Here is a 12,679-nt window from a genome sequence, read left to right as displayed (position 1 = left end):
AACTGCCTGCCCGCCAACAGTGTTGCCGCGCCAAACGGTAGCCGTCGGGTTGCGGCTCAGTGCGCGACGCGGGCCCGCATGCCACCGATCTCGACGACGTCACCGGCCCGCAACTGCCTGCCGCGGCGCACCTCGACCTCGCCGTTGACGGTGACCAGGCCGTCGGCGATGACCTCCTTCGCCTCCGCACCGGACTCGATCAGGTTGGCGAGCTTGAGGAACTGGCCGAGGCGGATGACCTCGTCGCGGATGGGGACGTCTTCGGCGGCGGACATGACCCCATTCTCGCGCACCCGGCCATGTCATCCGGCACCCGGGCGCGGGACCGTTCACACTGGGACGATGCCGCCGATCACCGTGGGTGCACCGTCAACTCCGACGCCCGCGCGGGTGCTGCCCGGTCCGCCCGGAACGCGGCTGACCCGGGTCCCGCACATCGCCGGGCTCACCCTCGGGGTCTACGCGGTCCTGGTGTTCCTGTGGAGCCTGTCGCCGGTGCTGCGCTACCTGATCCATCCGGTGCGCGTGTACGTCGACGAGTACTACTTCGACGCACCGGATACCAGTGTCGCGTGGGCGCTGGTGCTCGGACTGCTTGCCGCGGCGCTCGCCAGCCGGAAGCGGATCGCGTGGTGGTTGCTGACGGTCTACCTGTCGCTGATCGGGTTGGCGAACCTCGTGGTGGCCGTCGCCGACCGCAACATCAACGCCGGGGTGGCCTGCGGCGTGCACGTGGCGGTGGTCGCGGTGCTGATCGCCGCGCGGCCGCAGTTCTACACCCGGGTGCGGCGGGGCGCGGTGTGGAAGGCACTCGGGGTGCTGGTTGCCGGGCTCGCCGTCGGCACCCTGCTCGGGTGGGGCCTGGTGGAACTGTTCCCCGGCAGCCTCCCACAGGATCAACGCCTGCTGTGGTCGGTCAACCGGGTCACCGCGCTCGCGGTGCTCGACAACGAGCAATTCGACGGCCGCCCACACGGTTTCGTGAACACCCTGCTCGGCCTGTTCGGGGCCGTCGCGCTGCTCGCCGCGGTGCTGGTCCTGTTCCGGTCGCAGCGCGCCTCCAACGCGCTCACCGGCAACGACGAGTCCGCGCTGCGTGGACTGCTTGCCGGTTCCGGCGGGGACGACTCGCTCGGCTACTTCGCGACCCGACGCGACAAGGCGGTGGTGTTCGCGCCGTCGGGCAAGGCCGCCGTCACCTACCGCGTCGAGGTCGGGGTGTGCCTGGCGAGCGGCGACCCGATCGGCGACGAGCAGGCGTGGCCGCATGCCATCGACGCCTGGCTCGCGCTCGCCTCGACCTACGGCTGGACGCCCGCCGTGATGGGGGCGAGCGAGGCCGGCGCCACCGCATACGCCAGGGCCGGGTTGACCGTGCTGCAACTCGGCGACGAGGCGATCGTCCGTACCCGCGACTTCGACCTCGCAGGCCGGGACATGCGGCAGGTGCGTCAGGCCGTGAACCGGGTCCGCAAGCAGGGCGTCACGGTCCGGATCCGGCGACACCGGGACCTTCCACCCGAGGATATGCGCCGGGTGATCGACCTCGCCGACGCCTGGCGGGACACCGATGCCGAACGGGGGTTCTCGATGGCCCTCGGCAGGCTCGGTGACCCCGCCGACGGCGACTGCCTGCTCGTGGAGGCGCTCGGATCCGACGACGAGGCGCTCGGGCTGCTGTCGTTGGTGCCGTGGGGCGCCAGTGGGGTGTCGCTCGACCTGATGCGCCGGAATCCGACGGCGCCCAACGGGGTGGTGGAGCTGATGGTCACCGACCTCGCCACCGGCGGTGACCGGTTCGGGATCACCCGGATCTCATTGAACTTCGCGGTGTTCCGCTCGGTGTTCGAGGAGGGCGCCCGGATCGGTGCCGGACCGGTGCTGCGGATGTGGCGGTCGCTGCTGATGTTCGCGTCCAAGTGGTGGCAGCTCGAGGCCCTGTATCGCTCGAACGTGAAGTACCAACCCGATTGGGTGCCGCGCTACCTGTGCTTCGCGGACCGCCGGGTGCTGCCGAAGGTGGGGGTCGCGTCCGCGATCGCCGAGGGGTTCCTCGCCGTGCCCAGCCTGCGCCGCCGCGACGCGAGCAGGCACACCGGGGTGCACGAGGCGGTTCCCGCCGCGGTGGCGGGCTCCGGGACACTGCACGCGGACGGCAGTGCGCCCGACGGAGTCCCGGCCCTCGCCGCACCGGCCCCCGACGCCGGGCCGGGGCCGCGACGGCCGGAGCAGGTGCGGGTGCGGATGGCCAAGCTGGCCCGGCTCACCGGCGAGGGCGTGGACGCCTATCCCGTCGCGTCCCCGCCGACGCACACGGTCGCGGCGGCCGCCGCGTCCCCCGCTGGCACCCGACTCCGGATTGCCGGTCGGCTGCAGCGGATCCGCCCGTACGGCGGGGTCGCGTTCGCGGTGGTCCGGGACTGGTCCGGGGATCTGCAGGTGCTGTTCGACCGAGCCACGGTCGGCGACCGGCTCGACGAGTTCACCGCGGACTTCGACCTCGGCGACCTGATCGAGGTGAGCGGCACGATCGGCCGCAGCCGCACCGGTGAGCTGTCACTACTCGCCGCGGAGTGGCGGATGAACGGCAAGTGCCTGCACCCGCTGCCGGACAAGTGGAAGGGTCTGTCCGACCCCGAGACCCGGGTCCGGCAGCGGTACCTGGACCTGGCGATCAATCCCGAGGCCAGGGACCTGTTGGTGGCACGCAGCGCGGTGGTGCGGTCGCTGCGGGACACCCTCACCGCACGGCGGTACCTGGAGGTGGAGACGCCGATCCTGCAGCGGGTGCACGGCGGCGCCAACGCGGCCCCGTTCCTGACCCACATCAACGCCTACCACCTGGACCTGTACCTGCGGATCGCGCCGGAGCTGTACCTCAAGCGCCTGTGCGTCGCCGGGATGGAACGGGTCTTCGAGATCGGCCGGGTGTTCCGCAACGAGGGGGTCGACTTCAAACACAATCCCGAGTTCACGATCCTCGAGGCGTACGAGGCGCACAGCGACTACGAGAAGATGATGGTGCTGTGCCGGGAACTGATCCAGGCGGCGGCGGTCGCCGCGCACGGCAGGGAGGTCATCCTGCGACCCGGGCCGGACGGGGCGATGGTCGAGGTCGACATCTCCGGGGTGTGGCCGATCAAGACGATGCACGGCGCGGTGTCGGAGAAGATCGGTGTCGAAATCGGTCCGGAGACACCGCTTTCCGATCTCCGGCGACTGTGTGACCGACATGAGATCCCGTACCGGACGGACTGGGACGAGGGTGCGGTGGCACAGGAGATGTACGAGCACCTCGTCGAGGATCACACCGAGTTCCCCACCTTCTACACGAATTTCCCGACGTCGATGTCGCCGCTGACCCGGCCGCACCCGACGATCCCTGGGGTGGCCGCGAAATGGGATCTCGTCGCGTGGGGCGTCGAACTCGGCACCGCGTACAGCGAACTCACCGACCCGATCGACCAGCGGGCCCGGCTGACCGAACAGTCGCTGCTCGCGGCGGGCGGGGACGAGGAGGCGATGGAACTCGACGAGGACTTCCTGCAGGCCCTCGAGCACGCGATGCCGCCGACCGGCGGGCTCGGCATGGGGGTGGACCGGGTGGTCATGCTCATCACCGGCGGCAGCATCCGCGAGACCCTCGCATTCCCGCTCGCGAAGCCGAAGCAGTGACCGGCGCGGCCCGCGTCCGGGTCGTCGTCGTGGTGCTGCTTGCCGTCGGCGCCGTCAGCTACACCTCGTGGCTGCTCGAGCTGGTGCTGCCGACCGGGCTCGACCCGGCCCGCGCGTACACCAGCGAGCTGGCCGCGTTGGACCAGCCGTACGGATTCTGGTTCCGGACGGCGGATCTGGTGACCGGGGCGATCCTGCTGACCGCAGCACTGCTGGCCGCCGCGCTGCTGCCGCGGCGTCCGCTCACCACCACCGGCTGGGTCGCGCTCGGGGTATTCGGGATCGCGACCGCCGCCGATTCGCGGATGCCGCTGCACTGTTCGGCGCATGCCAGCGCCCGATGCGCGGCACTCGAGGCGGCCGGGGTGTACGACCAGGCCCGTCTGCTGCACGCGTCGACGAGCACCGTTGCCGCGACGTCCGCTGCGGTGTCGGTGTTCGCGTTCATCCTGGCCGCGTATCGCTACGGGTGGCCGGGGTGGCTGCGCTGGACCGGCATTGCGATCGTCGTCGGGTACGTCGCCGGGCTGGCGTGGACGCTGTGGGCGGTGCGGGCGGACGGCCACGGGGACGAGGTCTGGCTGCTCGGGTACGCGCAGCGGCTTCAGCTGCTTGCGGTGTCGGGGTGGATCGCCTACGCCGCGGCGGTCGCGTGGTGGCAGCGCAAGAAAGTTCGCTACTAAGTATTGCCAAGTACCACTACTCAGCGTTACTTTGTACCGGTAGTCAGCAACACCGAGTACTGGAGAAGGTGCGATGGGCAAGCAGGCAACCGAGATGCTCAAGGGAGTCCTCGAGGGCATCGTTCTCGCGCTCCTGTCGGTACGACCCGCCTACGGATACGAGATCACCGCGCGACTGCGCGATCAGGGCTTCGCGGACATCGCGGAGGGCACCATCTACGCCCTGCTCGTGCGGATCGAGCAGCGCGACCTCGTCGACGTGGAGAAGGTTCCGTCCGAGAAGGGGCCGCCGCGCAAGGTCTACACCCTCAACGACAGGGGCCGAGACCAACTGACCGAGTTCTGGAGGACCTGGAGCTTCCTCGCCGAACGGATCGAGCAGCTCCACGAAGGAGAGAAGTGATCATGGCCGCGAAATGGATTGAGACCATCACCGGATCACTCGAACAGAAGAAGCAGTTCAAGCAGTACCGGGCCCGGATCGAGGCGCTGCCCGAGCCATACGCGACGTTGGCGAAGGCGCTCGAGCGGTACTTGACCTATTACGCGGGCGTCACCGATGGCGACACCCTCGTCACGATGTACGTCGACGCCGCCGACCTCTGGGAACGCGCCGCGGCCGATGGCACCACGGTGCGGGCGATCGTCGGCGACGATCCGGTCGAGTTCGCCGAGACGTTCGCGCAGGCCTACACCGGTAAACGGTGGATCGACAAGGAGCGCACCCGCCTCACCCGGACCATTGAGGACCTCGAGCGGGAGGACGAGCAATGAGCACGACCACGGCCATCCGGGTGCGCGGCGTCGAGAAGTCGTACGACCAGCTGCACGTTCTGCGCGGCGTCGACCTTGAGGTCGCGCGGGGAAGCATCTTCGCGCTGCTCGGGTCGAACGGCGCGGGCAAGACCACCCTGGTCAAGATCCTGGCCACCCTGCTCCGCGCCGACGCGGGCACCGCAACGGTCGACGGGCGCGACGTCGGCACCGAACCGGACCGGGTGCGCGAATCCATCAGCCTCACCGGCCAGTTCGCCGCCGTCGACGAGATACTCACGGGCAGAGAGAATCTGGTACTGATCGCCCGGCTCCGGCACCTGGCCGATCCCGCGAAGGTCGCCGACGGTCTGCTCGCGCGCTTCTCCCTGAGCGAGGCGGGCGACCGAAAGGTCGGCGCGTACTCCGGCGGCATGCGCAGACGCCTCGACATCGCGATGAGCCTGATCGGCGACCCGCCCATCGTGTTCCTCGACGAACCGACGACGGGACTCGATCCGCAGGCCCGCAACGAGGTGTGGCAGGCGGTGCGGGAACTCGCCGCGAACGGCACGACGGTGCTGCTGACGACGCAGTACCTCGAGGAGGCCGAACACCTCGCCGACCGGATCGCGATCCTGCATCAGGGGCGGATCATCGTCGACGGCACGCTGGGCGAACTGAAGGCGCTGCTGCCGCCCGCGACGGTGGAGTACGTCGAGAAGCAGCCGACGCTCGAGGAGGTCTTCCTCAGCCTCGTCGGCACCGACAGCCGTCCCGCGGGCACGCGGACGGGCACCGACGGAAGGGACCCGTCATGACCACCCACGTTCTCGCCGACACCACCGCCCTCACCGGGCGATCCCTGCGGCACATCACCCGCAGCCCGGACACCGTCATCACGACCGCCATCACCCCGGTGGCGATGATGCTCCTGTTCGTGTACGTCTTCGGCGGTGCCATCGACACCGGTTCCGGCACCGGAACGAGCACCGGGGAGTACGCGACCTACCTGCTGCCCGGAATCCTGCTCATCACGATCGCCTCGGGCGTCGCCTACACCGCCGTTCGGCTCTTCAATGATCTGCAGGGCGGCATCGTCGAGCGGTTCCAGTCGATGCCGATCGCCCGGCCGTCGGTGCTGTGGTCGCACGTGCTCACCTCGCTGGTCGCGAACCTGGGCGCACTCGTCCTCGTCGTCGGTGTCGCGCTGCTGATGGGATTCCGCTCGGAGGCGAACCTTCTCGAATGGCTTGTGGTTGTGGGCATTCTGGTGTTGTTCACGCTGGCCCTGACCTGGCTGGCAGTGATCGCGGGCCTGTCGGCGAGTTCGGTCGACGGCGCGGGGGCGTTCGCCTACCCGCTGATCTTCCTGCCGTTCCTCAGCTCCGCCTTCGTCCCGACCGACTCGATGCCGGGGCCGGTGCGGGCCTTCGCCGACAACCAGCCGGTGACCGCGATCGTCGACGCGATCCGCGGCCTGCTTGCCGGCCACCCCGCCGGCTCCGACGTCTGGGTCGCCCTCGCCTGGTGCGGCGGTCTCCTACTGGTCGCCTACGCCGCCGCGGTGCTGATCTACCGGCGCCGGTTCGCCTGACCCGGCCCGCGGCACGTCCCCCCGTGACACGGGGGGACGTTTCGCGGCGGCGGGTGGCACGGGGCATGACAGGGTGAGGTGGTGCAGTTGCTCCTGATCCGCCACGCCCTCCCCGACCACGTCGTCACCGTCGACGGCCCCGCCGATCCGGCGTTGACCGCGGAGGGCCGGGCCCAGGCCGAGCGGCTGCCCGGTGCGCTGGCGCCGTATCCGGTCGCCCGGATCATCAGCAGCCCGCAGCTGCGGGCCCGGCAGACCGCCGCGCCGCTCGCCCGCACGCTCGGGATCGAGGTCGACGTCGACCCCGGCCTCGCCGAGTACGACAGCGAGCTCTCGCACTACATCCCGATCCACGAGGCGAAGACCGCGGCGCCCGAGGCGTACGCGCGGATCCTTGCGGGCCACCTGCCCGGGTTCGTCGACGAGCCCGCCTTCCGTGCCCGTGTCCTCGCCGCGATGGGCCGGATCGTCGCCGCCGCCGACCACGAGCACACCGTCGCGGTCGTCGCGCACGGCGGCGTCATCAACATCTACCTGCAGCACCTGCTCGGACTGGACCGTCCGCTGACCTTCCCGGTCGACTACACGTCGGTCAGCCGGATCCTGTTTTCCCGCAACGGCAAGGCCCGACCGGCATCGGTCAACGAGACGGGGCACGTGCGGGATCTGCTACCCCGCTACCGCTGAGCGGGCGACCGGGCCTGCCCGCGAAACCGAGACACAGCCGGGTACACACGTCGGCGAGTTCCTCGGGTGATTCGTCGGGATGCACCAGCCAGTTCTCGACGAGGTGATTGACGCCGCCCGCGACGAACCGGGCGAACCGCCGCGGGTCGGCGCCGCCGGGCGTCCCGAAACCGGGGATTCCGCTGCCGTACTGCAGGATCAGGTCCGCCACGATGTTCAGGCTGTCCACCCGGCGGTTCTCCAGGCCGGGTATGCCCGCGAGGTCGGTCCGCATGATGCGGTGCAGGTCGGGGTCGGCGGCGATGGCGCCCAGGAACGCCGAGAGCGCCGCGCGCAGCTTGTCCTCGAGGGTGCCGTCGGCGTCCCGACTGGAGTCGACGAGGGTGGCAAACAGCTCGCCGCGCACCTCGTCGGCGACCGCCACGAGGAGGGCATCACGGTTCGCGAACTGCTCGTAGAAGTAGCGGGGCTGCAGACCGGCCGCGGCGCACACCCCGCGCACCGTCACCTCGCCGAGGCCCGCGTGCCCCCAGGACCGGCGGGCGGCGCCGACCAGCTTGCGACGCCGGTCGGCGCGGCGGTCGTCCGCGCTGACCCCGCCGTAGGACCGCACCACATCTCCCCGTGCCATTGACAGCACTCTACCGTCGCCCTATGTTTTGGAAAACATGCGTTGCCCAAAACTCGTGCCGATCGAAGGGCTCCCGATGACGTCCGCGCCGCCCACCCGTCACCCGGACGCACCGTGCACCGTCCCGCCCGGCATCCGGATGTTCGGCCTGATGCTGGGACTGCGACGACCCGATGCCGCCGAGTTCCGCCGCATGGGCGACTGCCTGACGGTCGGCGACGCCCCCGCGGACCGACTGGTCGAGTGGATGTACGCGGCCGGGATGTCCGCCGCGCGCCCGCTGTTCGAGCGGGCCCTGTCCGAGGGGATCGGCGCCATCGAGGACGCGCCGGAACCGTTGCGCGCGTTCTTCTCCGGGGTCGAGGCGGTCCCGGACTGGGTCGACTGGCCGACGATCGAGCTGGGCGCGGCGGTGATGCGCAGCGGCGGCGCCGATGGGCTGTACATCGCCAGGGACGTCGCCCTGCTCGGCGGCTACATGTTCGCCGGATTCAACCAGACCCTGCTGCGCACCGGTGCCCTCGAGAAGGGCTCCAACGCCCGGTTCGCCGAGACCTCCCAGTGGGCGCTGGACGTGATCGGCGAGGACGGGCTCCGGCCGGGCGGGGCGGGCTACCGGTCGACGCTGCGGGTGCGCCTGATCCACGCGATGGTCCGGCGGCACGTGGCGGCGCTCCCCGACTGGGATCCCGGCGCCTGGGGGCTGCCGATCAACCAGACCGACATGGCGGCGACGGTCGTCGGCGCGCTCGTCGCCCCCAGCATGGGCGCGATCGCGATGGGAACGGTGTACCGCCCCACCGAGTACGACGCCGTCGCGCACCTGACGCGGTACGTGGGGTGGCTGATCGGGGTGCAGGACGAGTTCCTGCCGACCGGATTCCGGGACGCGGTGCGGGTGCTGCTGCACACCTCGTACGCGCTCTCGACACCCGACGAGACCACGCGCCAGCTCGCGGTCCCGATGATCGACGACCCGCTGTCCTGGAACTACCGCGTCCTCCCTGCGCTGCGCAGACGCATCGCGCGGTCCCAGCACCTGTCGGTCACCAGTGCCTTCCTCGGGCCCGGCGCGATGCGGACCCTGGGCCTCCCGGCGCTGGTCCTGCCCTGGTACCCGCTGATCAGGTTTCCGCTCAACGCTTTTCGATCGGTCCTTGCCCTACGCCGCGGCGGACGGGACCGTGCCGCGGCCCGCGGCGCCGCCCAGCAGCGCGCGTTCATGCGCACGATGGTCGACGGCGACGCCACCGTCGGTCACGCGGCGACGGGGATCACCCACCGCGCCGCATGACCCGTCGGCGTCAGGCCTTCTCGCGCAGCCATCCGGCGAGCCAGGCCGTCGGGGTGGTGCCCGCGGCGTCGACGGCATAGCCCTGGTAGTTCTGGTGCGCGCCGGAACCGTAGAACCGGGCCAGGTCCGCCGCCCGCTCCAGGTTCGCCCGTTCGGTCAACTGGCCGCGCAGCGTGGGCATGCCGCCCGCCCCGGCGAGATCACCGAGGATCACCCCGGCCTCCGGCACGTAGTCCGGCGAATCGGACGAGCCGGGGTCCGCGTTCGTCGCGGCGAAGCCGGCCATCCGGGTCACGAAGTCGTCGGACTCGGTGGCGCAGTACAGGTCACCGGGCGCGCAGAACGTCACGGTGCGGTCGCTGACCCAGCCGAAGCCGCCGGGACGTGCCCCGCCCGCACCGGCGCCCGGCACGCTCGGGCCGATCAGCGCGTCGGTCGGGGACCGCTTCGGGTCGGACAGCAGCCCGATGCCCGCGATGCGCTCCGGCCGGATGGTGCTCAGCCCGGTGCCGATCTCGTTGGCCAGATCCCCGGCCGCGTCGGCGCCCTGGCTGTAGCCGATGATCCCGAAGCGGGTGCCCGCGCAGCGGGCCTGCATCGCCTCGAGCATGCCGCGCGCGAAGTCGGTGGCCTGCTGCTTGGACGCGCCGTACATCTCGCCCTCCCACGGGAAGGCGGTCGCGACGTACCGCACGTAGTCGGTGCGGATGTCCGCGCCGCGCAGCCGGTTCGTGACGTCGGCGAGCATGCCGCCACCGGCCTGCTTGTCGGGGGTGACGCCGGTCTCCCAGGTCCCGGGAATGGCGACGACGTAGAGACTGGGACATGCCGGGTCCGCCTGTGCCGCACCGGCACCCGCCCCCACCAGCAGCCCCGCTGCCGCCGCGACGGCCGCCGATGCCATCGCCACGAACTTCCTCGGCCCCATTCAGCCAACCCCTTACTTCCTGCACTCCCGACAACGACGCCGCGATCGTCGCACCGGGATGTGTCGAAAAGATGCACAAGCGGTAAAGAAACGTTACCCCGGCCGACCGCTGGTCGGCGAGGCGGAACACAAATACCATGCGCGCCCTCCGGGGCAGGCAACCGGGCGCGTCGCTCAGCCGGTGCGCTGCCCGGTCAGCGCGGCGGTGCGGCGGTCGATCCAGGTGCGCATCGCGTCGACGTCGGCCCGCAGATCCTCCGCGGCGAGCCCGTCGCTGACCGGGACGGTGACCGCGAGCCGATCGAGGAGGTCGGCGGCCAGCCCGCCCGCGTACATCTGGTCGAACAGCGCCCAGTAGGCGTCCTCGTACGCGGCGGTGAAGGCGGCCGACTCCAGGAAGCGGGTCTTCATCGCGTTGTCCTTGCTCGTCCCGGGCGGCCCGCCCTGCGGCGGGGTCATGCCGCTCGGCGGCATGCCATTCGGCGCGGCCATGCCCTGCGGCGCGGTCATGCCCGCACCGGGCGCACCGGCGTCCGGTCCTGCTCCCGGACCACCCGCCCCCATCGCCAACGCAACCTCGTCGTGCGGGCCGGCCGTCGCGTCCCCCTGCATCGCGAGGTTGAGGTCCCACGAGACGACGGTGAACTTGCCGGTGTCGAGGTCATACCAGAGGTAGTAGTTCTGCCCGGGCCCGCTCATGTCGTCGCCGTTGACGATCAGGTTCTGGGTTGCCAGGTACCGGGCGAACGAGTCGACGTCGACCCAGTCGGCCAGGTGCGCGTCGAACTCCTTGTCCGACGCCGTGTCCAGCCACCGCAGGAAGCCGATGATCGGCTGCAGGTTCCCGCTGCCGACGGCGTTGATCTGCTTGAACTGGTCGGCGTAGGCGGACTGGTCATCGCCCGCGTACTCGAAGCGGGAGTTCGCATCCGCCTTGTACAGGTAGCCGTCCGAGTCGAACAGCGCGTTGGCGTAGGTGTCGTCGGGGTGTTCGAGCAGCAGCCGGGTGGTGGTGGCGCTGTCGTTGATCGAGTACACCGTGTACGCGTAGCGCTGGGACGGCTGCCCGGTCCCGGCCGTCAGCGACAGCGACATCGCCTCGTTCAGCACCGGGGAGCCGGGCCGGACCGACAGCTCCGTCATGCCCTGGTAGGCCCGCCCGTCCTCGTTCTCGTCGAAGCTGATGAGCAGCGGCAGCGAGGTCGGGTCGTCCTCCGAGGCCTGCTCACCCATCGCGCCCATCGGGTCGGCACCCTCGGGGATCTCGATGCCCTCGGGTGGTCCCATGCCGTCCGGCGGTTCGAATCCGTCGGTGCCGGGGCCCCGTCCGCTGACCCCCATCAGGGTGGAGTTGCCCTTCAGCCGGATCGACACGTCGTTGACGAAGGTGCCGTCGATCGTGAGGTCGGCGGTGACCCACTTCTTGTCCCCGGTCGCCTGGAACTCGGTGATCATGTCGTCGTACTCGGCATCGGTGATCTCGAGGGACACCTGGTGCGTCACGGCATCGTCGAACAGGTTCACCGTGCCGATGATGTTGTCGGTGATCGGGGACGCGATCACCGAGGCGTCGCCGGTGATCGTCGGTCGGATGCGGGTGCCACCGAAGACGGTGGCCATCACGGTCACGAACGCAACGAACACCACCAGCAACTTCCAATGCTGTCGGAGCGATGTCGGGATCCGGTGCCGGAGACCGAGTTTCGGACCAGGAGGCCGGGCGGCGTTCGTCGGTGGCATCAGATGTCCGTCTGGTCGTATCCGGTCAGTACGGTCACGCGCTGCCCGGTGTTGACGGCGCCGAGGGCGGCGATCAGCTCGGCGGGCGTGCGACCCTTCTTCAGCTGGACGGTGTAGTACATCTCGTTCAGGGCACCCGATCGGACCGCCTCCGTGGACACCAGCTCGAACTCGGAGCAGTACCGAATGAGGACGTCGTCGACGAGGGCCGCGTACTCCTGCTCCGGCGGCACCTGCACCTTGACCACCTGGCGCTGCACGTCGAGCTTGAACCAGCTGAACCTGTTCATGATCAGCAGCACCAGGCAGATCGCGACGGTCGCGGCGATCGCCAGCAGATAGAACCTGGTGCCGGTCGTCATGCCGATCGCCATCACCAGGAAGATGAACCCGACATCGCGGGTTTCCTTGATGGCGTTGCGGAATCGGACCACCGACAGTGCGCCGACGAGAGCGAAGGCGCGGGCGATGTTGGAGCCGACGACCAGCATGATCAGCGAGATGATCATGCCGACCATCACCAACGTCTGCACGTACGACTGGCTGTACGACACGTTCTTGTGGGTGTACCGGTAGACCCAGCCGATGATCGCCGACAGCACGAACGACAGTGACAGCGACACGATGATGTCGAATGTGCTGAAGGTACCGCTGAGGTCCTGGAGATTGAGATTCATGGGTTTCCTGTCTT

At 69.9% G+C, this 12,679-nt stretch carries 13 protein-coding genes; 8 read left to right on the top strand and 5 right to left on the bottom strand.

Features of this window, described 5'->3' with window-relative positions; translation table 11 throughout:
• Positions 1-56: 56 nt before the first annotated feature.
• Positions 57-275, bottom strand: coding sequence for an RNA-binding S4 domain-containing protein (locus ACFWPA_RS02115; protein ID WP_378509283.1), 219 nt, complete (start codon positions 273-275; stop codon positions 57-59).
• A gap of 67 nt (positions 276-342) precedes the next feature.
• Between ACFWPA_RS02115 and lysX the strand changes: the two genes are divergently transcribed.
• From lysX to ACFWPA_RS02080, 7 genes are all read left to right on the top strand, one after another.
• Positions 343-3,675, top strand: coding sequence for a bifunctional lysylphosphatidylglycerol synthetase/lysine--tRNA ligase LysX (lysX, locus tag ACFWPA_RS02110; protein ID WP_378509284.1), 3,333 nt, complete (start codon positions 343-345; stop codon positions 3,673-3,675).
• Positions 3,672-4,358: a DUF998 domain-containing protein gene (locus ACFWPA_RS02105; RefSeq protein ID WP_378509285.1), complete on the top strand. Its 687-nt coding sequence runs from the start codon at positions 3,672-3,674 to the stop codon at positions 4,356-4,358. The genes lysX and ACFWPA_RS02105 overlap by 4 nt, the downstream gene beginning before the upstream one ends.
• A 73-nt stretch (positions 4,359-4,431) precedes the next feature.
• A complete protein-coding gene (locus tag ACFWPA_RS02100) occupies positions 4,432-4,761 on the top strand; it encodes a PadR family transcriptional regulator (protein ID WP_378509286.1) in 330 nt (109 codons plus the stop codon).
• Positions 4,762-4,763: 2 nt separating this feature from the next.
• The gene (locus ACFWPA_RS02095; protein ID WP_378509287.1) at positions 4,764-5,132 is read left to right on the top strand and encodes a DUF1048 domain-containing protein; all 369 of its coding nucleotides are present in this window, start codon (positions 4,764-4,766) and stop codon (positions 5,130-5,132) included.
• Complete coding sequence (locus ACFWPA_RS02090; protein ID WP_378509288.1) at positions 5,129-5,932, top strand: ABC transporter ATP-binding protein; 804 nt, start codon at positions 5,129-5,131, stop codon at positions 5,930-5,932. The genes ACFWPA_RS02095 and ACFWPA_RS02090 overlap by 4 nt, the downstream gene beginning before the upstream one ends.
• Positions 5,929-6,708: an ABC transporter permease gene (locus ACFWPA_RS02085; RefSeq protein WP_378509289.1), complete on the top strand. Its 780-nt coding sequence runs from the start codon at positions 5,929-5,931 to the stop codon at positions 6,706-6,708. Before ACFWPA_RS02090 ends, ACFWPA_RS02085 begins: the two co-directional genes overlap by 4 nt.
• An 81-nt stretch (positions 6,709-6,789) precedes the next feature.
• A complete protein-coding gene (locus tag ACFWPA_RS02080) occupies positions 6,790-7,395 on the top strand; it encodes a histidine phosphatase family protein (RefSeq protein ID WP_378509290.1) in 606 nt (201 codons plus the stop codon).
• On the opposite strand, the gene ACFWPA_RS02075 is transcribed toward ACFWPA_RS02080, so the two are convergent.
• Positions 7,349-8,026, bottom strand: a complete 678-nt coding sequence (locus ACFWPA_RS02075) for a TetR/AcrR family transcriptional regulator (protein WP_378509291.1) — start codon at positions 8,024-8,026, stop codon at positions 7,349-7,351. The genes ACFWPA_RS02080 and ACFWPA_RS02075 overlap by 47 nt on opposite strands.
• Before the next feature lie 76 nt (positions 8,027-8,102).
• Between ACFWPA_RS02075 and ACFWPA_RS02070 the strand changes: the two genes are divergently transcribed.
• A complete protein-coding gene (locus tag ACFWPA_RS02070) occupies positions 8,103-9,320 on the top strand; it encodes an oxygenase MpaB family protein (protein WP_378509292.1) in 1,218 nt (405 codons plus the stop codon).
• A gap of 10 nt (positions 9,321-9,330) precedes the next feature.
• On the opposite strand, the gene ACFWPA_RS02065 is transcribed toward ACFWPA_RS02070, so the two are convergent.
• From ACFWPA_RS02065 to ACFWPA_RS02055, 3 genes are all read right to left on the bottom strand, one after another.
• Positions 9,331-10,248 (bottom strand): cutinase family protein, encoded by a 918-nt coding sequence (locus tag ACFWPA_RS02065; protein WP_378509293.1) that lies wholly within the window; start codon positions 10,246-10,248, stop codon positions 9,331-9,333.
• A gap of 174 nt (positions 10,249-10,422) precedes the next feature.
• Positions 10,423-11,988, bottom strand: coding sequence for a CotH kinase family protein (locus ACFWPA_RS02060; protein ID WP_378509294.1), 1,566 nt, complete (start codon positions 11,986-11,988; stop codon positions 10,423-10,425).
• Positions 11,988-12,665, bottom strand: a complete 678-nt coding sequence (locus ACFWPA_RS02055) for a DUF4956 domain-containing protein (protein ID WP_378509295.1) — start codon at positions 12,663-12,665, stop codon at positions 11,988-11,990. Before ACFWPA_RS02055 ends, ACFWPA_RS02060 begins: the two co-directional genes overlap by 1 nt.
• Positions 12,666-12,679 lie beyond the last annotated feature (14 nt).

Source organism: Rhodococcus sp. NPDC058505, from assembly GCF_042720095.1.
In the GTDB taxonomy this organism is placed as follows: Bacteria; Actinomycetota; Actinomycetes; order Mycobacteriales; family Mycobacteriaceae; genus Rhodococcus_G.
The sequence above is the reverse complement of the archived record's forward strand: the minus strand, read 5'-3'. Positions and strand labels throughout refer to the sequence as shown.